At 72.4% G+C, this 24,137-nt stretch carries 21 protein-coding genes; 8 read left to right on the forward strand and 13 right to left on the reverse strand.

The window, feature by feature from the left end; all coding sequences use genetic code 11:
• Positions 1-12: 12 nt before the first annotated feature.
• Complete coding sequence (locus AB0H21_RS00730; protein ID WP_358509489.1) at positions 13-813, reverse strand: IclR family transcriptional regulator C-terminal domain-containing protein; 801 nt, start codon at positions 811-813, stop codon at positions 13-15.
• Positions 814-1,178: 365 nt separating this feature from the next.
• The gene (locus AB0H21_RS00735; RefSeq protein WP_358509492.1) at positions 1,179-2,084 is read right to left on the reverse strand and encodes a hypothetical protein; all 906 of its coding nucleotides are present in this window, start codon (positions 2,082-2,084) and stop codon (positions 1,179-1,181) included.
• An 87-nt stretch (positions 2,085-2,171) separates the two neighbouring features.
• Between AB0H21_RS00735 and AB0H21_RS00740 the strand changes: the two genes are divergently transcribed.
• On the forward strand, positions 2,172-2,468 hold the full coding sequence (locus tag AB0H21_RS00740; RefSeq protein WP_358509495.1) for a hypothetical protein: 297 nt from the start codon (positions 2,172-2,174) through the stop codon (positions 2,466-2,468).
• Here AB0H21_RS00740 and AB0H21_RS00745 read toward each other — a convergent pair.
• Both AB0H21_RS00745 and AB0H21_RS00750 read right to left on the reverse strand, forming a co-directional pair.
• The gene (locus tag AB0H21_RS00745) at positions 2,452-3,555 is read right to left on the reverse strand and encodes a glycoside hydrolase family 43 protein (RefSeq protein WP_358509498.1); all 1,104 of its coding nucleotides are present in this window, start codon (positions 3,553-3,555) and stop codon (positions 2,452-2,454) included. The genes AB0H21_RS00740 and AB0H21_RS00745 overlap by 17 nt on opposite strands.
• 67 nt (positions 3,556-3,622) lie before the next feature.
• Positions 3,623-4,075: a GNAT family N-acetyltransferase gene (locus tag AB0H21_RS00750; RefSeq protein WP_358509500.1), complete on the reverse strand. Its 453-nt coding sequence runs from the start codon at positions 4,073-4,075 to the stop codon at positions 3,623-3,625.
• Between the two features lie 158 nt (positions 4,076-4,233).
• Here AB0H21_RS00750 and AB0H21_RS00755 point away from each other — a divergent pair, with 158 nt between their 5' ends.
• On the forward strand, positions 4,234-5,262 hold the full coding sequence (locus AB0H21_RS00755; protein WP_358509503.1) for a HAMP domain-containing sensor histidine kinase: 1,029 nt from the start codon (positions 4,234-4,236) through the stop codon (positions 5,260-5,262).
• A gap of 27 nt (positions 5,263-5,289) precedes the next feature.
• Here the strand turns inward: AB0H21_RS00755 and AB0H21_RS00760 are convergent, their stop codons facing one another.
• Genes AB0H21_RS00760 through AB0H21_RS00775 form a run of 4 tightly spaced genes read right to left on the reverse strand, consistent with a single transcriptional unit; the run spans position 5,290 to position 11,125 of the window.
• Positions 5,290-6,459 (reverse strand): acyl-CoA dehydrogenase family protein, encoded by a 1,170-nt coding sequence (locus AB0H21_RS00760; protein ID WP_358509506.1) that lies wholly within the window; start codon positions 6,457-6,459, stop codon positions 5,290-5,292.
• Positions 6,460-6,462: 3 nt separating this feature from the next.
• Entirely contained in the window at positions 6,463-7,416 is a 954-nt protein-coding gene (locus AB0H21_RS00765) for a hydroxymethylglutaryl-CoA lyase (protein ID WP_358509509.1), read from the reverse strand.
• Complete coding sequence (locus AB0H21_RS00770) at positions 7,413-9,536, reverse strand: biotin carboxylase N-terminal domain-containing protein (protein WP_358509512.1); 2,124 nt, start codon at positions 9,534-9,536, stop codon at positions 7,413-7,415. The genes AB0H21_RS00765 and AB0H21_RS00770 overlap by 4 nt, the downstream gene beginning before the upstream one ends.
• Positions 9,537-9,538: 2 nt before the next feature.
• A complete protein-coding gene (locus AB0H21_RS00775) occupies positions 9,539-11,125 on the reverse strand; it encodes a carboxyl transferase domain-containing protein (protein WP_358509515.1) in 1,587 nt (528 codons plus the stop codon).
• 85 nt (positions 11,126-11,210) lie between these two features.
• On the opposite strand from AB0H21_RS00775, the gene AB0H21_RS00780 reads away from it, so the two are divergent.
• From AB0H21_RS00780 to AB0H21_RS00800, 5 genes are all read left to right on the forward strand, one after another.
• Positions 11,211-11,807 carry a TetR/AcrR family transcriptional regulator gene (locus AB0H21_RS00780; protein WP_358509517.1) on the forward strand — a complete coding sequence of 199 codons (597 nt, stop codon included), beginning with the start codon at positions 11,211-11,213 and terminating at the stop codon, positions 11,805-11,807.
• A 181-nt stretch (positions 11,808-11,988) separates the two neighbouring features.
• Positions 11,989-12,159 carry a hypothetical protein gene (locus AB0H21_RS00785; RefSeq protein WP_358509520.1) on the forward strand — a complete coding sequence of 57 codons (171 nt, stop codon included), beginning with the start codon at positions 11,989-11,991 and terminating at the stop codon, positions 12,157-12,159.
• A complete protein-coding gene (locus tag AB0H21_RS00790; protein WP_358509523.1) occupies positions 12,156-13,139 on the forward strand; it encodes an ATP-binding cassette domain-containing protein in 984 nt (327 codons plus the stop codon). The genes AB0H21_RS00785 and AB0H21_RS00790 overlap by 4 nt, the downstream gene beginning before the upstream one ends.
• A 4-nt stretch (positions 13,140-13,143) precedes the next feature.
• Positions 13,144-14,016, forward strand: coding sequence for an ABC transporter permease (locus tag AB0H21_RS00795; RefSeq protein WP_358509526.1), 873 nt, complete (start codon positions 13,144-13,146; stop codon positions 14,014-14,016).
• 145 nt (positions 14,017-14,161) lie between these two features.
• Positions 14,162-16,372 (forward strand): thiamine pyrophosphate-dependent enzyme, encoded by a 2,211-nt coding sequence (locus AB0H21_RS00800; RefSeq protein ID WP_358509529.1) that lies wholly within the window; start codon positions 14,162-14,164, stop codon positions 16,370-16,372.
• A 156-nt stretch (positions 16,373-16,528) separates the two neighbouring features.
• Here the strand turns inward: AB0H21_RS00800 and AB0H21_RS00805 are convergent, their stop codons facing one another.
• The 3 genes from AB0H21_RS00805 to AB0H21_RS00815 form a co-directional block, all read right to left on the reverse strand.
• Entirely contained in the window at positions 16,529-17,098 is a 570-nt protein-coding gene (locus tag AB0H21_RS00805; RefSeq protein WP_358509531.1) for a TIGR03086 family metal-binding protein, read from the reverse strand.
• Positions 17,099-17,166: 68 nt separating this feature from the next.
• Entirely contained in the window at positions 17,167-18,318 is a 1,152-nt protein-coding gene (locus tag AB0H21_RS00810) for a magnesium and cobalt transport protein CorA (protein WP_358509532.1), read from the reverse strand.
• A 59-nt stretch (positions 18,319-18,377) separates the two neighbouring features.
• Complete coding sequence (locus AB0H21_RS00815) at positions 18,378-18,890, reverse strand: nuclear transport factor 2 family protein (RefSeq protein ID WP_358509535.1); 513 nt, start codon at positions 18,888-18,890, stop codon at positions 18,378-18,380.
• 494 nt (positions 18,891-19,384) lie between these two features.
• On the opposite strand from AB0H21_RS00815, the gene AB0H21_RS00820 reads away from it, so the two are divergent.
• Positions 19,385-20,050, forward strand: a complete 666-nt coding sequence (locus AB0H21_RS00820) for a M50 family metallopeptidase (protein ID WP_358511327.1) — start codon at positions 19,385-19,387, stop codon at positions 20,048-20,050.
• 157 nt (positions 20,051-20,207) lie between these two features.
• On the opposite strand, the gene AB0H21_RS00825 is transcribed toward AB0H21_RS00820, so the two are convergent.
• Together AB0H21_RS00825 and AB0H21_RS00830 are read right to left on the reverse strand one after the other, a co-directional pair.
• On the reverse strand, positions 20,208-22,298 hold the full coding sequence (locus AB0H21_RS00825) for a DUF3488 and transglutaminase-like domain-containing protein (RefSeq protein WP_358509538.1): 2,091 nt from the start codon (positions 22,296-22,298) through the stop codon (positions 20,208-20,210).
• A 161-nt stretch (positions 22,299-22,459) separates the two neighbouring features.
• Positions 22,460-23,839 (reverse strand): DUF58 domain-containing protein, encoded by a 1,380-nt coding sequence (locus tag AB0H21_RS00830; protein ID WP_358509541.1) that lies wholly within the window; start codon positions 23,837-23,839, stop codon positions 22,460-22,462.
• Between the last annotated feature and the right edge of the window lie 298 nt (positions 23,840-24,137).

Raw genomic sequence — 24,137 nt, forward strand, 5'->3', positions numbered from 1 at the left:
GGGCGACCCCGTTCAGGACGCCGGGACCTGTGGAACCGCCTCGTACAACGCCCAGTCGGCGCTTATCGCGCCCGCGGTCTTGAGCAGCAGCGGCAGGTGCTCCTCGGTCAGTTTCTCCACCGACGTCTCGGCGGCGTGCGAGTTGACGTTGACGGCGGCGATCACGTTTCCCAGCCCGTCGCGGAGCGGAGCGGCCACAGACCGGATCCCCAGGGCGAGCTGCTCGTCCGTCAGCGCCCAGCCCTTCGCCCTCACCGCGCGCAATGCCGCCTCACGCTCCTCTGGGGTCGGGCGCCAGCGCGGCTCGATGCCCGACCGGCTCGGCTCCGCGAGGACCCGTTCGACCTCGGCGGGCGGAAGCGAGGCCAGCAGCACCTTGCCGAGGGACGTCTGCAGCGCGGGAAAGCGCGTCCCGATCTGCACCGAGAGGGTGACGATCTTCGGCACGGCCACCCGGGCGACATAGACGACGTCGGACCCGTCAAGCTGGGCGAGGGACGAGGACTCATGCGTCTGCGCCACCAGTCGTTCAAGATGCGGCCTGGCGATCTCCCAGAGGCCCATCGAGCGCACGTAGGAAACGCCCAGTTCGAGCACCCTTGGGGTGAGGGCGAAGCCGCCCCGCTCGGCTCTGGCGTAGCCCAGTTCTTGCAGGGTCAGCAGGATGCGCCGGGCCGTCGGCCGGGCCAGCCCCGCGGCGGCGGCCACCTCGGTCAGTGACATGACGGGACGTCCTGGCTGGAACCCTCTGATGACCTCGAGGCCTCGGGCCAAGGCCTCGATGAAGTCGGGTCCGGTGTCAGCACGTGCCATGAGCGCCTCTCCTGGTCGGTTTCGCTGATCCGACTCTAGACCGCGGCAGCGGCTGCTTGTCCGCTTCGCGGCAGCCGTGCTCGCACCGGCCAAGACCACTGCGGCTTTCAATGTCGCAGGTCCCGGCACCACCGAGGAAGACCATCATCGTTACAGCAACGTTTCAGTGTCCGCTAGACGGACCTCCGTCCGCCACACTATGCCCTGTCGGTCATCCGGATGACCGCGACGCTCGCCGCAGCACAGACCGGCGGGAAGCCGCCGGGCCTCGCAGCCACTGACGGCGAGCAGCGCGCTCCCACTCAGAGGTAATGCATGCGTGGGGTTCCGGGCAGTTCTGCTCGCCGTCAACGACCGTCCTGTCGTCATGTGGAGGCGGTGGCCGACCCGCCGAAGTTGCTCTTGACGGTGATGCGTCCGGGGTTGCCGATCCAGCCCCGCTGGTCCGCATAGCGGCCGCCGCCGAGGTTGGTGAGCCTGAACATGAAGGAGTCGGACGAGGTCAGGTAGACGCTGAGAATGGCGTCGGGGTTGGTGCTGGTGGCCTCGATGCGCAGGAGGCGGTCCTTCCAGGTGGCGCGCTTGATCTGGACCACGTCAGGGACCGGGGGCGTGGTGGCGGGGACGACGGTCAGCGTGCCGGTGCGGGTGACGCCGAAGGCGGTGGCGGTGACGGTCACCGTGGTGCCGGCGCTGACGGAGGCGGTGGTCACGGGGAAGGCGCCGGACGACTGGCCGCCGCTCACAACCGTCTCGGCGGGGACGCCGACCACGGCCGGGTTGCTGCTGGTCAGCGTGACCACCGCGCCATCGGTCACGGTGGCGAACCGGACCGTGCCGGTGGCCGGGCCACCTCCGGCGACCGTCGCCGGGCTGAACGTCACCGAGGACAGGACCGGGCCGGAAGGGACCGGGTTGACGTTGAGGCAGTCCGCCTGGGTGATCCCGCCGGCCGTGCCGTTGACGCACGCGAAGTCGCCCGGGCCGGTGAAGGGTACGGTCGTCACGGTGAAGTCGGTGCTGACGGCCCCGGCCGGGATGGTCACCGAGCCGGGGACCCTGACGACGTCGGTGTTGGTGCTGGACAGGATGACCACCGTGTCTTCGCCGACGGCAGCCGCCAGCGTCACCGTGCCCTGCGCCGAGGTGCCCGCGACGACCGTGCGCGGGGAGATCGACAGGCTGTCGAGCGTCCCGGCGCCGAGCCCGTACGCGGTGGAGGGGAGGCCCGCCAGCGAGCCACCGCACAGAACGATCGCCGAGGCCGCCACGACGGACAGCCTCCTGAATAAGCGTGAAATCACCTTCACCACAGCCTCCGCTGAGATCATGTCGGGATGTGTCCGTAATACAAACGCATGGCCGCCACCCGTGGTTCAGAGCGCGAGAGCCGGCCGGCGCTCTGCGGTCTGCGTGCCTCCAAGGATCCCGGACAGGGCCGCCTTCTCGAAGGGTCATGCCGAAACAGCGACCCCGACCTCACGCAGGCCGTCCTACGTGAGGTCGGTCCGCGCCTGCAGGCCGCCCGCCTCAAGAGGGACCTCACCCTCGATGCGCTCGCCAAGACGACCGACATCCAGCGCTGGACGATCGACGCCGTCCATGGCCAAGGACGGGAGATCAGGTGTCGTGGGTGCGTTATTCGAAGAACTTGAGGCTGAACCCGGTGTTGGTGTTGTCGCCGGGCACGTTCGCCCGCCGGTAGGTGGTCTTGCCCCACCAGACGGCCGTGCCGGTGTACCAGTACCGGTTGGACCAGTCGTACGGCGTGCCCTTGGCGACAGCGTGGTACATGGTCGGGAACCGGTTGCCGGACGGCGGGCTGGTGGCGATGTCCCCGCGCTCCAGCGCGAACGTGTGGTGGCCCGGGCCGTCCACCCACAGCGTCGGGTCCCAGCCGTCCATCATGTACTCCGCGTACGAGCCGAACAGGCAACCGTTGCTCTTGTACCAGTCCCACACGTACGTCGGGTCACCACCGGAGCGCAGCCGCAGATCGGCGATGCAGTACTTGCTGCTCCAGCTGCCGTTCGCGGAGTACACGATGTGCAACTGCCCGTTCGGGTCGAGGATCGGCTCGGGGGCCTCGTTGATGAACGGGTTGCCGACGACCCGCTCCCACGGCTCCCGCGGCTGGGAGATGATGTAGCGGCCGCCGGTGGTCGTGGTCGGGCTGCTCATCTGGGCGATGTAGAGGTTCTGCTCGACGTTGGTGTCACCCGCCCAGCCGGACCACACGAACCAGCGCTGGCCGTTGAAGGTGAACGGCGCGCCGTCGATGGCCCACTTGTCGCCGGGCAGGGCGACCTTCGTCGCGGCGGAATACCCGGAGTCGGCGGTGGCGGAGCTGATGTGGTACATCCGGTGGGCGGCGCCGGTGCCCGCCCCGAAGTAGATGCGGTAGCGGCCGTCGTGGTACACGATCTCGGGTGCCCACACCTCACCGAGGTTGCCGGTGTCGTTCCACACCTGGCGCCGGGGCGCGTCGGCGATGCCCTCGAGAGTGGTCGCCGTCCGTACGGCGATGCCGCCGTTCACCGACTTGGCCGCGACGTAGAGGTTGCCGACCCGGATGACGCTGGGGTCGGCGCCACCCAGTGCGGTGCGGCCGAGGGTCACGGACTGCTTGGCGGACGCGGCGGCCGGTGCGGCGTTGGCGGGGGATGCAGGGGAGGTGGCGATGCCGCCGATGGCGGTCAGAGTGAGGGCGATGATCACTTGCCGAAGAGCATATCTTCTCATGAGGCTCCTTCTACCTGCGGACCCCCCATAACTTTAAATAAAGTTTACTAATAGATTCGGTCCTCATTCAAGGGGTCGCCCGAACGGTCTTTAAGACCTTGCGGTAGTACGTTCCGGCGGACTCGTACTTGAGCGCCTGGTAGAACTCGGGCGCCCTGCGGGTGGCCAGGGCGATGTATCCGGCGTCGCGGGAGCGGGCCCAGGTCTCGAACTCCTCCAGCAGCGCCCGCCCGAGCCCGCGCCTGCGGAAGCCGTGCTGGGTCATGGCCTCCTCGACCCAGGCGACGTGGCCGTTGGCGAACAGGGTGAGGTGGACGAAGCCGAGTAGGTACCCGCGCACGTGGCCGTCCACGCAGACCACCAGCACCTGCGCGTCGGGGTTGGCGAGCAGCGCCGGGAACGCCGCCTGGAAGGCCTCCCACTGGGGCCGGAAGGAGAGCGCGAACTCTCGCGTCAGCTTGTAGATCTCCTCGACGTCGTCCCCGTCCGCCCTCCGCACCAGGAGATCATCTGAAGTCATGAAAAGGACTTTAGGGACTCGCACGCCTGTTCGTCCATTCGAGGACCGGGACGGTCAGGCATCGTGTAGTCGGCGGCGATGTCCCCGGTGCCCGGAATGCCGCGTATACGTATACAGTGTACTGTAGGGAAATCGGAATCCGGAGGGAAGGTGGCGCCGTGTCATCCACGCACTCGATCCGAGCAAGATCCACGCCGACCGCCTCGGCGCTCCTCACGGAGACCGGGCGCCTCCTCGCCGCGGGCGGCGCCGTCCTGCTGGCCTTCGGGGTGTGGGTGACCTGGTCCCTGATGGGCCGCTCCCTGCGCCCGCCGGCGGCGATCCGCACGCGGATGTCCCAGATCATGCCGGGCCACCTCGGCCTGCGCGTGCCCATACCACCGCACGAGAACGAGATCGCCCTGCTCGCCCGCTCCGCCGACCAGGCCCTGGACCCGCTGGAGACCACCGTCGAACAGCAGCGCCGTTTCGCCCTCACCGCCTGCCACGAGCTCGGCGCCCCGGTCGCCGACCTGCGCGAGCACCTCCGGGAGTCCCTGCTCCGGCCCGGCGAGGCCGATCCGCGCGACGCCATCCGCCTCGCCCTGTCGGCCACCGGGCGGCTGGAGACGATCGTCGACGACGTGCTGTACCTGGCCCGCCTCGGCGCCGGCGACGCCGCGGGCGCGCCCCGCGAGCTGATCGACACCGGTGCGCTCGTGCTGGAGCGCGCGGCACGGCCGCACGGCGTGCCGGTACGCGTCCACGCCACCGCCGGCATGTGGGTCTGCGGCGTCCGCGCCCAGCTCACCCGGATGCTGGACACCATCCTGGACGGCGCCGGGCGCGCCGCGGAGACCCGCGTGGACGTCATGGTCCGGCCCCACGGCGATGAGGTGGTCGTGACGGTGACCGACGACGGGGCCGCCGTCTCACCCGCCGACCGGGCGCGCGTCTTCGACCCCTTCTCCGGGCTCGACGACCCGCGCCGCCGCGACCCGGACGGCAGCGGGCTCGGCCTGACCATCGCCCGTGAGATCGCCCGCGCGCACCACGGGACCGTGGAGGCCGAGGACTCCGCGCGGGGCCTGCGTTTCGCCGTCCGGCTGCCGCTCATGAACGCGGGAGATCCCGGGCCCGGCCACCCGGGGGCCGAGCGCGACGGGAGCGGCACCGTCCACGCCGGGACCGGCTGCCCCTCCCGCTGAGGGCGCCCGCCCCGGCGCGTGAGACCGCTAGGCGCTCAGGCCGAGCTGGCGGGCGATGAGCATGCGCTGCACCTCGCTCGTCCCCTCGCCGATCTCCAGGATCTTCGCGTCGCGGTAGAAACGGCCCACGGGGTACTCGTTCATGAAGCCGTAGCCGCCGAAGATCTGCGTGGCGTCGCGGGCGTTGTCCATCGCGGCGTTGGAGCTCACCAGCTTGGCGATCGCCGCCTCCTTCTTGAACGGCTCGCCCGCCAGCATCTTCTCGGCGGCGTGGTAGTAGGCCAGGCGCGCCGTGTGCGCGCGGGCCTCCATGTCGGCGACCTTGAACTGGATGGCCTGGTAGCGCCCGATCGGCGTCCCGAACGCGTGGCGCTCCTTGACGTAGCGCAGGCTCTCGTCCACGCAGCCCTGCGCGAGCCCGACCGACAGGGCGGCGATGGCGACGCGGCCCTCGTCCAGCGTCCGCAGGAACTGGGCGTATCCGCGCCCGCGCTCGCCCAGCAGGTTGGCTGCGGGCACCCGGCAGTCGGTGAAGGACAGCTCGCGGGTGTCGGAGGCGGACCAGCCGACCTTGGAGTACTTCTTGGACACCGTGAACCCCGGCGTGCCCGACGGGACGATGATCGTCGAGATCTCCGGCGTCGCGGACCCGCCCTCGGCGTCCTCGCGCCGCCCGGTGAGGGCCGCGACCGCGACGAACCCGGTGATGTCGGTGCCGGAGTTGGTGATGAACGCCTTCGAGCCGTTGATCACCCACTCGTCGCCGTCCAGCACCGCCGTGGTCCGCATGCCGCCGGGGACGTCGGTGCCGCCGCCCGGCTCGGTGAGGCCGAACGCGCCGAGCGTGCGGCCCGCCGCGAGCGCGGGCAGCCACTCGGCCTTCTGCTCCTCGGAGCCGAACCGGTAGAGCGGCATCGCGCCGAGGGAGGTCGCGGCCTCCAGGGTGATGGCCACCGAGGAGTCGACGCGGGCCAGTTCCTCCAAGGTCAGGCACAGGGCGAAGTAGTCGCCGCCCATGCCGCCGTACTCCTCCGGGATCGGCAGGCCGAACAGTCCCATACGCCCCATCTGGGAGACGATGTCGTACGGGAACGCGCAGCGCTCGTAGTAGTCGCCGATCACCGGGGCGACGACGTCCCTGGCGAACTCCTCGACGGTCTTGCGCAGCGCCTCGTACTCGTCAGTGAGCCGATGCATGCCCTACTCCTCATCCTCTGAAGCGAGTTCCTTCGCCAGCGCGCGGACCACGCGGGAGGGGCTCGGACGGCCCAGCTCCCCGGCCAGCCACACGCTGGTCGCGACCAGCGACCGCAGGTCGACGCCGGTCTCGACGCCGAGCCCGGCGAGCATCCAGAGCAGGTCCTCGGTGGCGAGGTTGCCGGTGGCGCTCTTGGCGTACGGGCAGCCGCCGATGCCGCCCGCCGACGCGTCCACGACGGTCACCCCGGCGCGCAGGGCGCTCAGGGTGTTGGCCAGCGCCTGGCCGTAGGTGTCGTGGAAGTGCACGGCCAGCCGCTCGGGGCCCACGCCCGCCTCGCCGAACGCCTCCAGCAGCGCGGTGACGTGGCCGGGGGTGCCGACGCCGATCGTGTCGCCGAGCGAGAGCTGCGCGCAGCCGAGGTCCAGCAGGCGCCTGCCGTTGCGGACGACCTGCTCGATCGGCACCGGCCCCTCCCACGGGTCGCCGAAGCACATCGACAGGTACGCGCGCACGGCCAGGCCGTTCTCGCGGGCGCGTGCCACGACCGGGGCGAACATCTCGATCGAGCCGTCCACGCTGCGGTTGAGGTTGCGCTGAGCGAACGTCTCGGTGGCGCTGCCGAAGATCGCGATGTCGGTGACGCCCAGGTCCAGCGCGCGGTCCAGGCCGCGCTCGTTGGGCACCAGCACGGGGTAGCGGACGCCCGGCACGCGTTCGACCCGCTTGAGCAGTTCCTCGGCGTCGGCGAGCTGCGGCACCCATTTGGGGTGGACGAAGCTGGTGGTCTCGATGGTGGTCAGCCCCGCCGCGGTCAGGCGGGCGACCAGCTCGGCCTTGACCTCCAGGGGGACGACGGACGGCTCGTTCTGCAGGCCGTCGCGGGGCCCGACCTCGTAGATCGTGACCCGCTCGGGCAGTCCGTCCGCCGGCACGCGCATCGGTTCGAACATCATTCCCCTCCCCCGTCCGTTCCCGCCGGACCGCTTGTGCCCGCGGATCCGCCCGCGGCCTCGCCGGGGGGACCGACGACGGCGAGCACCGCGTCCATGTCGACCGGCTGCCCGGCGCGGACCGGCAGCTCGGCGACCACGCCGTCGGAGGGCGCGGTAACCGTGTGCTCCATCTTCATGGCCTCGACGATCAGCAGCGGCTGGCCCTCGGTGACCTTCTCGCCCGGCGTCACCTTGACCAGCAGCACCGTGCCCGGCATCGGGCTGCGGACGACACCGTCGCCGGCCCCGCCCGTCCCGGCGCGGTCGCCCGGGTCGCCGGGCAGGTGGCGGGTGAGCGCCCAGGCGTGGCCGTCGCGTCCCAGCCACACCGTGCTCCCCTTGCTCCCCGCGCTCCCCGCGCTCCCCGCCGTGCCGCTTCCGCCGATCGCGCAGGCGTAGCGTGTGGTCACCCCGTCCATCGTGACCAGCACGTCACCGCGCCACTCGCCCGGCGCCGCCCCGGCCGCGTCCTCGCGGGACAGCCGGGCCGCGGACGCGGCGCCGTCCCCCACGGCGACCTCGGCGGCGCGTCCCGGCAGGCCGCGGACCCGGACCGCGACCGGCTCGCCGCGCGCCGCGAGCAGCCAGGTCGTCCAGGCGCGCTCCCCGGCCCGCCAGCCGTCCGGAACCTCCCACGGGTCGTCGCCCGCGTCCTTGGAGAGCCGGTCGTGCAGGACGAGCGCCGCCGCGGCGAGCACCTCGTCCGGCGGCGCGCCGGTGCCGTAGGCCGCGGCGAGCAGGGCGTCGAGGCGCTGGTCGATCAGGCCGGTGCCGAGGTGCCCGGCGGCGACGTCGGGGTCGGCCAGCAGCGCCCGCAGGAAGGCGATGTTGGTGGTCACGCCGAGCACCGCGGTCTCGCGCAGGGCCGCGTCCAGCCGGCGCAGGGCGCTCGCGCGGCCGGGGCCCCAGGCGATCACCTTGGACAGCATCGGGTCGTAGTCGCTGCCGACGAGCGCGCCCTCGAAGAGCCCGGAGTCCACGCGCACGCCGTCGCCGTCCCCGGGCTCGGCCAGGGCGAGCACCCGCCCTCCCGTGGGCAGGAAGTCCCGCGCGGGGTCCTCGGCGTAGACCCGGGCCTCGATGGCGTGGCCGTTCAGGCGCACGTCCTCCTGGGCCAGGGGCAGCGGCGCGCCCGCCGCGACGCGGAGCTGCAGTTCGACCAGGTCCAGGCCCGTGACCATCTCGGTGACGGGGTGCTCGACCTGGAGCCGGGTGTTCATCTCGATGAAGTAGCCCGGGTGCCCGGCCCGGTCGCCCGGGACGATGAACTCGACGGTGCCCGCGCCGACGTACCCGACCGCGCGGGCGGCGCTGACGGCGGCGGCGCCCATGCGGCGGCGGGTCTCCTCGTCCAGCAGCGGGGACGGGGCCTCCTCGATGATCTTCTGGTGGCGGCGCTGGAGGCTGCACTCGCGCTCGCCGAGGTGGATCACGTTGCCGTGCGCGTCCGCGAGCACCTGGATCTCGATGTGCCGAGGGTCGCCGACATAGCTCTCGACCAGCAGAGTGCCGTCGCCGAACGCGGCCTGGGCCGTGCGCCGGGCCGAGGCGATGGCGTCGGCCAGCCCGTCCGCCGAGCGGACCACGAGCATGCCCTTGCCGCCGCCGCCCGCCGAGGGCTTGATCAGGACGGGGTAGCCGATGCGCGCGGCGGCCTCGGCAAGGTCGTCGCCGGGCTCGGCGCCACCGGGCACCACGGGCACGCCGGCCGCCTCCACCGCGGCCTTGGCGCGGATCTTGTCGCCCATCGCCTCGATCGCCTCGGGCGGCGGCCCCACGAACACCAGGCCCGCCTCGGCGCAGCGCCGGGCGAACGCGGTGTTCTCGGCCAGGAACCCGTACCCCGGGTGGACGGCCTGGGCGCCGCTCGCCCGCGCGGCCGCGACGACGCCCTCGATGTCGAGGTAGCCGGAGGCCAGCCGCACCGCCGTGTCGGCCTCGCGGACGTGCCGGGCGCCCGCGTCGGCGTCGCTGTGGACCGCGACCGACCGGATGCCGAGCCGGCGCAGCGTCCTGATCACCCGGAGCGCGATCTCTCCCCGGTTGGCCACCAGCACGGTCTCGAAAAACCCAGAGTTCATGGTCACATCCGGAAGACGCCGTAGCCGATGGGGTCGAGAGGGGCGTTGGCCGCGGCCGACAGGGCCAGCCCGAGCACCGTGCGGGTGTCGAGGGGGTCGATCACGCCGTCGTCCCAGAGCCGCGCCGTGGAGTAGTACGGGTTCCCTTGCGCCTCGTACCGCTCGCGGATCTCGCGCTTGAACTCCGCCTCCCCGGCGGCGTCGCCGCCCGGGCGCACGGTGGCCAGCACGTTGGCGGCCTGCTCGCCGCCCATGACCGAGATGCGGGCGTTCGGCCACATCCACAGCAGGCGCGGCGAGTACGCCCGCCCGGCCATGGCGTAGTTGCCCGCGCCGAACGAGCCGCCGATCACCACGGTGAACTTGGGCACCCGGGCGCAGGAGACGGCGGTGACCATCTTGGCGCCGTGCTTGGCGATGCCCCCGTGCTCGTAGGCGCGGCCCACCATGAAGCCGCTGATGTTCTGCAGGAAGACCAGGGGGATCCCGCGCTGGTCGCACAACTCGATGAAGTGCGCGCCCTTCAGCGCGGACTCGCCGAACAGGATGCCGTTGTTGGCGACGACGCCCACCGGGTGGCCGTGGATCCTGGCGAAGCCGGTCACCAGCGTGGTGCCGTACTCGGCCTTGAACTCCAGGAACTCGCTGCCGTCCACCACCCGGCCGATCACCTCGCGCACGTCGTAGGGGGTGCGGGTGTCGGACGGCACGATGCCGTACAGGTCGCGCGGGTCGTGGACGGGCTCGCGGGACGGCGCGCGCTCCCAGGGGGCGGGGCTCCTCGGGGCGAGGGTGGCGACGATGTCGCGGACGATGGCCAGCGCGTGGGCGTCGTCCTCGGCGAGGTGGTCGGTGACGCCGCTGACCCGGGAATGGACGTCGCCGCCGCCGAGCTCCTCGGCCGAGACCTCCTCGCCGGTCGCGGCCTTCACCAGCGGCGGGCCGCCGAGGAAGATCGTGCCCTGGTTCCTGACGATGACGGCCTCGTCGCTCATCGCGGGCACGTACGCGCCGCCGGCCGTGCAGGAGCCGAGCACGGCGGCGATCTGCGGGACGCCGCGCCGGGACATGGTGGCCTGGTTGTAGAAGATGCGGCCGAAATGCTCGCGGTCGGGGAAGACCTCGTCCTGCAGGGGGAGGAACGCGCCGCCGGAGTCGACCAGGTAGACGCACGGCAGGTGGTTGTGGAGGGCGACCTCCTGGGCGCGCAGGTGCTTCTTGACCGTGATCGGGTAGTACGTGCCGCCCTTGACGGTGGCGTCGTTGGCGACGATCACGCACTCGCGGCCGGAGACGCGCCCGATGCCGGTGATGATGCCGGCCGCGGGGGCCTCGTCGCCGTACAGGCCGGTGGCGGCCAGCGGCGAGAGCTCCAGGAAGCGGGACCCGGGGTCGAGCAGCGTGCCCACCCGGTCGCGGGGCAGGAGCTTGCCGCGCTCGACGTGCCGGGCGCGCGAGCGCTCGGGGCCGCCGAGGGCCGCCAGCGCGAGCCGTTCGCGCAGCTCGGTGGCCAACCGCTCGTTGACCTCGACGTTGCGCTTGAACTCCTCGCCGCCCGGACTCACCAGAGTCCGGAGCACAGGGGCCATGGTGCGCTCCTTCCACCGGTTAACGTACGCTAACTCCATCCTGGATGTTAGTCATCATTAACCGGTTCGTCTACCATTGCTGGTCATGACCATCATGCGAAGTCCTACCCGCGTACCCAGCCCCCGGCGCAGGGAGATTCTGGACGCGGCCGCCGCGCTGTTCGCGGCCCGGGGCTTCCACGGCACGTCCATCGAGGAGATCGGCGGGGCGGTCGGCATCTCGGGCCCGGCGCTGTACCGCCACTTCAGCGGCAAGGAATCGCTGCTGTCGGAGATGCTCCTGGACATCAGCCAGCGCCTGCGCGACGCCGGCGTCGAACGGGTGACCCGGGCAGGCTCGGCGACCGAGGCGCTGGACGCGCTGATCAGCGGCCAGATCGACTTCGCGCTCGACCATCCGGCGCTGATCACCGTGCACGACCGCGAGCTCGACAACGTGCCCGAGCCGGCCCGGCGGCAGATCCGCCGGCTCCAGCGGCTGTACGTCGAGGAGTGGGTCACGGTACTGACCGAGATGTACCCGGACGCCCCCCCGCCGCGCCTGCGGGCCGCCACGCACGCGGTCTTCGGGCTGCTGAACTCCACCCCGCACAGCGCCGGGGAGCTTCCCCGGGAGGCCATGGCCGCGCTCCTGCACGGCATGGCCCGCGCCGCGCTCGGCGGCCTGGTTAATCTGGACTAACTTTCCGCCGTCCCACCCACCGCCCGGCCCCACGGCCGCGGCGGGCGTCCGTATGTCCGGAAATAGCACCTTGTTGTGCCAACTATCTAGATATATCGTTAACGTATCTCGATAGATCGCCGGTCACCGCGGCGAGCCGCTCACCCCCTGGTCGGAGGTCACGGGCAGCCCGCCCGAGGAGATGATGGAGTTGCGCATGCTCTGGGCGCGGCTCGGCGAGACGTTCGCCCAGCTCACCCAGGTCTCCACTCCAGAGCAACCGGCCGCGGCGCGCAGGCCGCTCAAGACCACCAGACGGTCGGTCTTCGCGATCCTCGCGGAAGGCAGGGACGAGGAGGAAGAGGAACAGTGACGACAAGCGAGGCGCCCGCCGTCGCCGTACGGGGGCTCAGGAAGAGCTACGGCACGCTGGAGGCCGTGAAGGGCATCGAGTTCGACGTGCGGCCGGGCGAGGTCTTCGGCTTCCTCGGCCCGAACGGCGCCGGGAAGACCACGACCATCAGCATGCTGTGCACGCTGGTGAAGCCGACGGGCGGCAGCGCCCTGGTGGCGGGGCACGACGTCGTCCGGGAGCGCGACGAGGTGCGGCGCAACATCGGACTGGTGTTCCAGGACCCGACCCTGGACGGATACCTGTCGGCCGAGCAGAACCTGCGCTTCCACGCCGAGCTGTACGGCGTGCCGAGGGACGTCGTCGGCGAGCGCATCAAGCAGGTCCTGGAGATGGTCGCCCTCTGGGACCGCAGGGAGGCCAAGGTGAACACCTTCTCCGGGGGCATGAAACGCCGCCTGGAGATCGCACGCGGACTGCTGCACTCGCCCCGCGTGCTGTTCCTGGACGAGCCCACGGTCGGGCTGGACCCGCAGACCCGTTCCGCGATCTGGGGGTACATCAACAAGCTGCGTCGCACCGAGGACATCACGATCTTCATGACGACGCACTACATGGACGAGGCCGAGTACTGCGACCGCATCGCGATCATCGACCACGGCGAGATCGTGGTGATCGACTCCCCCGAGAAGCTCAAGGCCGGCGTCGGCAAGGACCGCGTCCAGATCCAGACCGCCGACGACGAGACGGCCATCGCCGCGCTCAAAGAGCGCTTCGCGCTGGACGCGGCCGTCCACGAGGGCACGGTGACCTTCGCCGTCGCCTCCGGGGAGGCGTTCGTCCCCCGGCTGTTCTCCGATCTCGGCGTGCCGATCCGCTCGGTCAGCGTGTCGCGCCCGTCGTTGGACGACGTCTTCATGAACTACACCGGCTCCACGATCCGTGACGCCGAAGGCGAATCCGGCGCGTCGGCCATCATGCGCGCCCGGGCGAGGAGGTGAACCGATGGCGACCGGAGTGACCGCGCCGGGTGTCGTCCAGGTGCGCGTGCCGGGACGCAGCGTCCGTCACGACCTGCGCGCGATCAAGATCGTGCTGCACCGCGAGCTGCTGCGGTTCGTCAACGACCGCACCCGCATGGTGTCCACGCTGGTCCAGCCCGTGCTGTGGCTGTTCGTGATGGGCACCGGCCTGAGCACGCTGATCGCGGGCGGCGCCCGGCAGGGCGTCGACTTCCGCACGTTCATGTACCCGGGCGTGATCGCGATGACGGTGATCACGACGGCGATGTTCTCGGCGGGCTCGATCGTCTGGGACCGCGAGTTCGGGTTCCTGCGCGAGATGCTGGTCGCGCCGGTCGGGCGCGGCTCGATCGTGATCGGCAAGTGCCTGGGCGGCGGCATCGTCGCGACCGCCCAGGGCGTCATCATCCTGGCCCTGGCCGGCCTGGTGCACGTGCCCTACTCCCCCACGCTGATCCTCACGCTGCTGGGCGAGATGTTCCTGGCCTCGGTCACGATCACCGCCTTCGGCGTCAGCCTGGCGGCGCGCATGAAGAACATGCAGTCGTTCTTCGGCATCATGCAGATGGCGATCATGCCGATGATCTTCCTGTCGGGGGCGGTGTTCCCCCTGGCGAACCTGCCCGGGTGGCTCGCGCTGCTCACGAAGATCAACCCGCTGACATACGCCGTCGACCCGATGCGCCACGCCGTCTTCAGCCACCTGTCGGTGAGCCCGCAGGTCGTGGACGCGCTCAACCCCGGCGTCCACTGGTTCGGCTGGCACGTCCCCGTCGGCGTGGAGCTCGGCATCGTCGCCCTGATGGGCGTGGCCCTGCTCGGCGTCGCCATCGCCCAGTTCCGCCGAACCGAGTGAACCGGACAGCCCCGGGCAGCCGCCCCCGCGCCCTCTTCGGGCAAAGAGCAAATATTTGCACCAAGGGGAACGATCCGCATCCGTGATCAGACGGTTCCGGCAAGCCCCGGGACGCCGCCTCGCCTGGGGCGACATAATCTGCCTTGTGGGCCGAGACGCAGTAGAGACGCACTTCACCGAGTCGGTCGCCGCGCTCTCCCCGGGTACGCGACGCGATCCCGCCCTGCCCATACGCCCGGGCACGACGCTGACGGGGGCGCACTGCCGGGAGCTCTTCGAGATCCAGCTCACCAGCCGGCTGCTCGACATCGCCGCCCGGTGGCTGCGCGAGCAGGGCGAAGGGTTCTACACGATCGGCTCGGCCGGCCACGAGGGCAACGCGGCGGTCGCCGCGGCCGTGCGCGCCACCGATCCGGCGCTGCTGCACTACCGCTCCGGGGCGTTCTACCTGGCGCGGTCGGCGCAGGCGGGCCGTCTCGCCGAGGAGGGCCTGCGCGACGTCCTGCTCGGCCTGTCCGCCGCGGCCGAGGAGCCGATCTCCGGGGGCCGTCACAAGGTGTTCGGCCACCCCGACCTCGCGGTCATCCCGCAGACCTCGACGATCGCGAGCCATCTGCCGCGGGCGGTGGGGGTGGCGTTCGCCATCGAGCGGGCGCGCAAGATCGGCGTCGCCTCCGCCTGGCCCGCCGAGGCGATCGCGGTGTGCAGCTTCGGCGACGCCTCCGTCAACCACGCGAGCGCGCTGACCGGCTTCAACACGGCCGCCTACTGCGCCTACCAGGGCCTGCCGCTGCCCGTTCTGTTCGTCTGCGAGGACAACGGCATCGGCATCAGCGTCCGCACCCCGCCGGGGTGGGTGGAGGCGTCCGGCCATCCGCTGATCCCGAAGTTCCACGCCGACGGCTGCGACCTGGCCGAGACCTACGACGTCGCCGTCCGGGCGGCCGAGCACGTGCGCACCCGCAGGTCGCCCGCCTTCCTCCACCTGCGCATGGTCCGGCTGATGGGCCACGCCGGGTCGGACGTCGAGTCGGCCTACCGCTCGCCGCGCGAGATCGCCGAGTCCCTGGCCCGCGACCCGCTGGTCGCCACGGCCAGGCTGCTGGTCGAGGCCGGGCTGACCGACCCGGAGGAACTGCTCGGGCGGTACGAGACGATCCGCGAGCACGTGCTGAAGCTCGCGCTGGAGTCCACCCGGCGGCCCCGGCTGCGCTCGGCGCGCGAGGTCATGGAGCCGCTGGCCCCCCGCCGCCCGGCCCTGGTCGCGGCGCAGGCGGCGCGGCGGCCGCGCGACCGCGCCGCGCTGTTCGGCGAGGCGCCGCCCGAGCACGAGGGCCCGCTCACCCTGGCCCGGTCGATCAACCGCACACTCACCGAGATCCTCTCCTCCTACCCCGAGGCCGTGCTGTTCGGGGAGGACGTCGCGCGCAAGGGTGGCGTGTACGGCGTCACGCGCGGGCTGCTGAAGCGCTTCGGCGCGGCCCGCGTCTTCGACACCCCGCTGGACGAGCAGGCGCTGCTCGGCCTCGCGCTCGGCGCGGGCGCCTCGGGGCTGCTGCCGATCCCGGAGATCCAGTACCTCGCCTACCTGCACAACGCGCTGGACCAGATCCGCGGCGAGGCCGCCTCACTGCGGTTCTTCTCCAAAGGCGCCTACCGCAACCCGATGGTGGTGCGGGTGGCCTCGTACGCCTACCAGAAGGGGTTCGGCGGCCACTTCCACAACGACAACTCGGTGGCGGCGCTGCGCGACATCCCCGGCCTGGTCATCGCCTCCCCCGCCCGGCCCGACGACGCCGCCGCGATGCTGCGCACCTGCGTGGCCGCGGCCAAGACCGACGGCGAGGTCTGCGTGTTCCTGGAGCCGATCGCGCTCTACGGCACCCGCGACCTGATGGACGAGGGCGACAACGGCTGGCTCACCCCGTACGTCCCGCCGTCGAGGTGGCCCGAGACGCACGTGCCGATCGGCCGGGCGCGCTCGTACGGCGACGGCCGCGACCTGACGATCGTGACGTTCGGCAACGGGCTGCGCATGAGCCTGCGCGCCGCGATCCGGCTGACGTCCGAGGGGTACGGCTGCCGCGTGCTGGACCTGCGGTGGCTGGCGCCCCTGCCGGTGGAGGACCTGATCCGCGGCGCCGAACTGACGGGCCGGGTGCTCGTCGCCGACGAGACCCGCGGCTCGGGTGGCGTCTCGGAGGGGGTGCTGGCGGCGCTCGCGGACAACGGGTTCGGGGGGAAGGTCGCCCGGGTCACCTCCCGGGACAGCTTCATCCCGCTGGGCGACGCCGCCGCCCACGTCCTGCTCTCGGAGGCCGCGATCGAGGACGCCGCCCGCCGGCTACTGTCCTGACCGCCCGGCCGCCGGGCACGCGGCGGCCGACCGCGCCGCGCTCGGCGTGGGCGGGGACGATCACCAGGGAGTACCGGTGCAGCCGGCCGACCAGCGCCACGCGTAGGCGGCGCAGGACCCGTACCGCCGCGCGCCGGATCGCCCGACCACTGGGCGTCAGGGGCGGCGGCCGGTGAGGGCCAGGGTGCGGTCCTGCGGTCCCGCGTCGTCCGGCACGGGGACGGGCGGGGCGAACATCCCGCTCGCCGCCAGGGCGTCCTTCATCGGCGCCAGGTAGTCGTAGACCTCGGCCATGAGCCCGGGGTCGATGCGGCTGTCCACGCCGAGGGCGCGGGCCAGGTCCCAGGCGTGGACGGCCAGGTCGCTGGTCATCTCCATGCAGTACTGCCGGGCGCTCACCGTCCCGTAGGACAGGTGGACGTCGCGGTCCAGGGCCCCCGGCTCGGCGAAGGCGCCCTGCGCGGCGGCGCTCGCCTCTGTCCACCGCTCCACGGGGTCGTCGCCGAGCTGGTCGCCGTCGAAGCGGTCGCCGACCTCCTCCACGGTCTCGCCGGCCAGCAGCGGCGGCGCCCAGAGCTGCTCGGTCACCAGGTGGCCGACCAGGTCGCGGACGCTCCACTCCTCGCACGGCGTCGGAGCGTCCCACCCGTCCTCGCGGATCATCGCGACGCGCAGGCCGAACTCGTCCATCGCGACGGCGTGCAGTTCCAGGACACGATTCTCCATACCGGCGGACCTACCCCGTTCACCGGGGTTTACCGGCGTTTACGCGGTCCGGCCGGTAAGTTGACCGATCACAGCCAGTCGCGGCGTTTGAAGATCAGGTAGAGCGTGACGCAGACGGCCGCCATGAGCGCGACGGCGAAGGGGTAGCCGAGCCGCCACCCCAGCTCGGGCATGTCCTTGAAGTTCATGCCGTAGATCGTGCCGACGAGCGTGGGCGCGAACAGGATGGCCGCCCAGGAGGAGATGCGCTTGACCTCCTCGCTCTGGGCGTAGCTGGCCTGGGTGACGTTGCGGATCTCCTCGTTCTGCGCCTGGCTGACCAGCGTGGAGTTGACGATCAGGATGTCCTGGAGCATCTGGCGGAAGTTGTCCACCCGCTCCACCACGGTGATCGCGTGGTCGGCGACGTCGCGCAGGTAACGCTCGAGCTCGCCGTCCACGCCGTACTTGGAGGAGCCCGCGATCAGCCCGTTGAGCATGTCGAGCAGCGGCCGGGTGGCGCGCTGGAACTCGATCACCTCGCGGGACAGCGCGTAGATGCGCCGCGGCGCGGCCGGGTCGCCGCCGAACACCTGCACCTCGATCTCGTCGATGTCCTTCTGCAGGCCCGCCACCACCGGGGCGTACCCGTCGACGACCGCGTCCAGGATCGCGTACAGGACGGCCTGCGGGCCCTGGCGCAGCAGGTCGGGGTCGGTCTCCATGCGGCGGCGGACCTTGCTCAGGTCGGGGGCCTCGCTGTGGCGGACGGTGAGCACGAAGTCGGGCCCGACGAAGACGTGCAGCTCGCCGAACTCGACCTTCTCCGGCGAGTCGAGGTACTGGGCCGCGCGCAGCACGAGGAAGAGCGTGTCGCCGTACCGGTCGGCCTTCGGGCGCTGGTGGGCGACGATGGCGTCCTCGACGGCGAGCTCGTGCAGGTGGAACTCCTCGGCGACGTTGAGGATCTCGGCCTCCGCCGGGCGGTACAGGCCGATCCACGCCATACTGCCCTCGTGCGAGCGCAGCGCCACGACGGCCTCGGCCAGCGACGGCGGGGTGGCCACGCGCTGGCCGTTCACGTAGACGGCGTTGTCGATCAGGCTCTGGTGCGAGGTCACCTCGCGTTCGGCCGCGCGGGGGTCCATGGAATGTTCCGGCGGCGCCTGCTCGTGCTCGCCGCCTCGCAGCGGCGGCACCCGCATGAGATCCCTCAGCCCGCGTACCCGACGCTCTGCCATGAAACCCTCCCCTCGGACGATGGGGACGCGCGGTCAAGCGACTCCGCCCGTGTCAGACCTTAACCTGATATGGGCGAAGTACTCCGCAGGTACTCCTCCAACCGCCCGCGGGCATGGTCACGTACCCCGCGCCGCAGGGCGGGAGTCCAGCCCAGCAGAACCCCGGCGGGGACGCCGAACGCCATCTTGCACCACCGGCGGAAGTCGAACACGTCGTGGTGGCGGACGATCAGCCCGTCCTCGAAGCGGAACTCCGCGTCCACCTCGTTGAGCACCCGCCGCCCGTTCTCGCGCAGGACGTACCGCGCCGTCCAGTGGGCCGCCCCGGTGTGCTCGCCCGCCACGATGTCGCGGGCCGACACCTCGACGTCACGGCTGCGGAGGATCATCAGCCGCCACATGCCGACCACGCGCTCACGCCCTTCGAGCTCCGGGTAGAGCGGGTCTCCGAAGCTGATATGCGGGTGGTAGCACCTCCCCATGGCGTCGTAGTCGCCGCGGGTGAAGGCGTCGAAGAAATCGTGCAGCAGTCTTTGGTGCTCCCGGCCGAGTGAGGCCGACGTAGGGCGCATTCCCCCAGCTTAAACGGCACTTCCCAGCAGCTTCAGCCCATTGTCCCAGCAGACGGCGCGCAGCCGGTCGTCGCCGAGGTCCAGCCGCGCGAGCGCGTGGAGCTGATGGGCGTAGGCGTAGGGGATGTTGGGGAGGTCCGAGCCGAGGACGATCTTCCCGGCGAGCCCGAGATCGCGCAGCGCCGGGCGCAGGCGCGCGGGGAACGGGCTCAGAGCCTCGCAGGACCGGTGCGCCGTTCGCTCTCAGGCCGTCCTCCCGCGCGTCCGGGGCGCCGCGTTCACCACGCCACCCGGGCGAATCATGCCCTAGCATCTCGGGCAAGAGCCAAACCCCGCGACTTCCCGGCGATGTCCGGGGGATCGTGCGACGCCACGTCCGCGCGATTCCCGCCCGCGCCCACGACACGACGGCATGGCACCGGAGGTGCACCCTGCAGACGCTCAGCACGCTGCTGGCCAAGCTGGCCGACGTGCAACCGGGGCCGCCGTTCTGGATGACGGCCCTGGCCGCGCTCGTCGCCCTCGGCGTGGTCGTGTACCCGACCTCCTGGCACATCTCCCGGGGCCTGATCACCGTCGCGCACGAGGGCGGGCACGCGCTCGTGGCCCTGCTCACGCGGCGCAAGCTCCAGGGCATCCGCCTGCACTCCGACACCTCCGGCGTCACGCTCACCCGCGGGCGCCCCACCGGGCCGGGCATGATCTTCACGGCCGCCGCCGGGTACGTCGCCCCCTCGCTGCTCGGGCTGGGCGCCGCCTGGCTGGCCGCGGCCGGATACATCACGCTCCTGCTCTGGACGGTCCTGCTGCTGCTCGCGTGCATGCTGCTGATGATCCGCAACCTGTTCGGCGTGGTCTCGCTGCTCACCATCGGCGGAGCGGTGTTCGCGCTGACCTGGCTGGCCACGCCGGACATCCAGGCCATCGGTGCGCAACTCGCCGCGTGGTTCCTGCTGATCGGTGGCATCCGGCCGATCCTGGAGCTGCGCCGCAAGCGCCTTCAGGGCCGGGCGCCGGAGTCCGACGCCGACCAGCTCGCCCGCCTCACCCCGTTCCCGGGCGGCTTCTTCGTCTTCCTGTTCCTGCTGGTCTCCGCGGGCGCGCTCGTCGTGGGCGCGTACCTGCTCACGCCGTCCGACCTGCTGGCCCGGCTGAGCTGACCTCTCGATCGCCTCGTTGTCCCCTCGCCCCTCAGCGGGCGGCACCAGGATCTCCGGCGACGGGGACATACGGGGAGATTCGCGGTGGGACCACTCGATGACGCCCCCGGTTACCGCATCCTTGGCCAGGCGGGGCAGGGGGCTGCTTCGCCATCGTCTACCGCGCCCGGCAGGCGCGCAGGACACGGGGGTGGAGGCGACGGCCGAGCCGCCTGAGCGGCGGGGTGCCGCGCCGGACGAGCGCGCTCACCGCGTCCGCGTGGCGCCACGCGGTCTCGGGCGTGCCGGGGCCGACGTCCCGTCCGGCGAACTCGGCGTGGTTCACCAGCTCCGCCAGCGCCCCGATATGAGGTGATATTTCGGGCCCAACCCGGTCCAGCGCGCGCGCCGCGACCTCGGACGCCGTCAGCGCCGGCTCCCCCGCCAAGCCCAGGTCCTCGCGCACCTGCCGCCAGGCTCCCCTCACCCGCTCCGCCGGATCACCACGACGGCGGCGGCGCCGTCGCAGCAGCGGCACGGTCACGACGGCGAGGCCGTAGACCAGGACGGCCGCAGCGACCGCCCCGGCGCCCACCACCAGGCCGGACGCCCAGGACGGCCGAGCGCCGTCCTCACGGGCGCGCGGCTTCGGCGGCGGCGTGGGCCGGCTCGTGGGCGCGGCCTGGATCCGCTCGGCCAGGCGCTCGCGCTCCTTGACCTGCGTGCTGACGACGTCCTGCCCCGCCCGCGCGCCGCTGCGCTCGGGGGTCGGGTCGAACGCCGTCCACCCGAGGCCCCTGAACTCGATCTCCGGCCAGGCCAGCACGTCGCCCGAGGCCACGTGGTAGGCGCCGTCGGCGCCAGGCGTCCCGGGACGGAAACCCACCACCACGCGGCTCGGCAGGCCGAGCGTGCGGGCGAGCAGGGCGAACGACGCGGCGAACTGCTCGGACGTCCCCCGGTGCGTCGTGCGCAGGAAGTAATCCAGCACCGCCAGCGAATGGCCCGGCGGCGAGGTCACGTCGTACTTGTGCCGGGTGCGCAGGTAGTGCTCCAGCAGCGACGCCTGCTCGTACGGCGAGCGCGCGTTGCGGGTCACCCGCTCGGCCAGCGACCGGAACACCCCCACCTTCGGCGGCAGCGCGGGCGGCGCCCCCACGGGCGTGGCGTCCCGGCGGCGCTCGGCCGAAGGGACGGGAACGTGCGAGGTGACCCGGTACGTCCTGCCGGGCGAGCCTCCCGGGGCGGACAGCAGCGTGCCGGACTCGTCCACGGCGACGCCGATCCCCGACACCGAGACGGGACGGTCGGCGGCGGGGAGCCAGCCGCCGGGAAGCCCGTCCAGCGTGACCGTCTGCTCCACCGTCACGTACTCGCCGCGGTACGGCCCCGGCGGCACCGGACCGCCGGTCATGCGGTAGCGGGACGAGGACGTCCAGCGCACGCCGTCGTAGCGGTCGAGCACGGCCAGCCGCCAGTTCGCGGGGTGGGACGCACGCACGGTGAACATCGGCGTGGTCGGGACCTGCAGCCAGGCCGACACCCGGTCCAGCGGGCTCACGCCGTCGAACCGCGTCACCGGAGGCTCGTCGACGAGCGTCCGCGGGTCGTACGGCTCGCGCGCCACAGGCAGCGAGGGGGCCACGAGCACGCCCGCCAGGCCCAGCGCCGCCGCGACCGGGACCGCGGCGAGCGACCGCGGCAGACTCCGATCGCCGCGCACCACCGCCAGCGCCGCGACCAGCCCCAGCAGCACGCCCGCCACGGACATGACCGAGCCGGGCCCGTTCACACCCACCGCCACGGCGACGGCGAACACCACGACGGCGGGCAGCGCGGGCAGGACCCGCGACCGCGAGCGCAGCGCCAGTTCGGCGCCCGCGGCCCCGGCCAGCCACACCAGCAGGTGCACCACGACCAGCAGCGCGGGCTCCGCCGGTGCCGGGAGGATCGTGGTCAGCAGGGCACGCCAGGAGTTCAGCAGCGCCTCGGCGACGGCCGAGGCGGTCGCGGGGGACGGCAGGAAGCCGGCCACGGCCGTGGCGTGGAACAGCGTCGCCGACACCGTGAGCAGCCACACCACCAGGTGCGCCGCCAGGGACCGCCACAGCGGCCCCCGCCTGCCGAGCGCCGCCAGCAGCACCGGCACCACGGCGGCCACCCCGGCCACCGGGGCCAAGGCCCTCGGCTCGAATACCCGCAGAAACCCGAGTCCCGCCACCGCGGCCATCGCCGCGACCACCACCAACGCCCCGACGACCTCCGCCATGCCCCCACGTCCCGGCTGACGCGGATCATCCCCTGCGGGGGACGTCTCCCCATGTGTCCTCGTGGACGCCCCTCTTTCTGGGGCGAAGCCGGGTGAATCCGGATGGGCGCCGCGATCCACGCCGTGCGGGGATCCGTAAGGCGAGGAAGGCAAGGTGGTGGTCATCGGGCGACTCCCGTCCAGACGGCGGCGAGCGTCTCCAGGTCCGGGACGTCCAGGACCGTCACGCCGGGCACGGACACCGGGCCGCCGGACGGGGCGACGCGCAGGCAGACCGTGCGCTCGTGGCGGCGGCGCGCGGCGGCGACCCCGGCGACGGCGGACGGATCACCGGTGACGACGACCAGCGAACCGCCGGGACGCGCGAGCCGCACCGGGTCGGTGCCGGGGTCGTCGCCGAGCCCGACCAGGGCGAGGGCGTCCAGCACCGCCTCGACGTCGCCCGCCCCGCCCCTCAGGTCGAGCAGGACCCGCTCGCCCGTGACCACGCGCACCGGGAACCCCGCCCTCGCGGCCCCAACCGCGACGGACGCGGCGACGTCCACGGCCAGCTCGAACCAGGCCCTGGCCACCGGCCCGGCCTCGGATCCGACCCCGATCCTGGACGCCGGCCCCGCCCCGGACCCGGTCGCGGACGACGCGGACCTCGCCCCGGACCCGGCCATGGACACGGCCCTGGACACGGCCCTGGACACGGAGCCCGCCGCCCCCTCGATCCCCGACGCGGACCCCGCTGCCGCCGCGACCCTGGACCACGCTTCGGCGGAGAACGCGCGGGTGTCCAGCGCGACCGTCGTGACGGGCAGGCTCGCGTCCACGAGCCTGCGGACCATCAACGTGCCCGTGCGCGCGGTCGAACGCCAGTGGACGTGCCGCATGTCGTCGCCGGGGACGTACTCGCGCAGCGTTTGGAACGTCGCGGTCCCACTCGGGGCGCGGTCCGCGCTCGGGCCCTCCAGGTGCGGGGCCCGCCCGGACGGCAGCACGCCGAGCGGCACGACACGCGGCCGCACCAGCAGGCGGGCCCGCTCGCCGTACTCGTTCACGTTGCGCGTCAGGCCGAACGGGTCCTCCCGCACGACCGCCAGCGGGCCGACCTCGATCTCCCCGCGCGTGTCCGTGGGGAGGGTGTAGGAGACGACGCGCGCGCGGCCGCCGCGCAGGGTGGGCAGTTCCACGACGTGCTCGGCCGCGCCGACCCGGTCGCGGGCGCGCAGGCCCGCCGGCGCGAGCCGTCCCTGGTTGTGAACACGGAGCACGACGACGGCCGCATCGCCCCGTGAGACCTTCAGCGGCGTCACCTCGCGGCCGACGTCCAGCCTGGCGCGGGGCAACGTCCACAACAGCGCGACGATCAGGCCGATCACGCCCCCGGACGCCAGCACGACCGTCTCCCGGTACCCCAGCGCGAACGCCGCCGCGTACAGCAGGACAGAACCGGCCAGCACACCCTTTCCCGCCCGCGTCAGCACCGCCCCCGTCGCCCGTCCCACGCCGTCGCCGGCGTCGGCCGGGGAGGCAGTGATATCTGGAGGAGTCACGACATCGGCGGACCTTCCCGGCGCGGGGCCGTCTGCCCGGCGGCGGCGACCCGCCATCATGATCCCCCACCCCTCGGACCGGCCGATCGGCCGGACGAACCCGATCCGTCACGCCCCGGCGGTCGAACCCCGCCCACCCGGCCCACCATCACGGCCTGGATCGCCGTGGACAGACAGGAGCATCTCGCCGCCAGCCCGGCGGCACTCCCCCGTCCCTGGATGATCCCCGCCGCGGCCCGGCCCCGGGGCGACTTCGGAACCGGCGCCCCTCCACGCCCGCACAGCGTCGTCGCCACGG

Source organism: Sphaerisporangium sp. NPDC051011, assembly GCF_040653595.1.
Lineage (GTDB): Bacteria > Actinomycetota > Actinomycetes > Streptosporangiales > Streptosporangiaceae > Sphaerisporangium.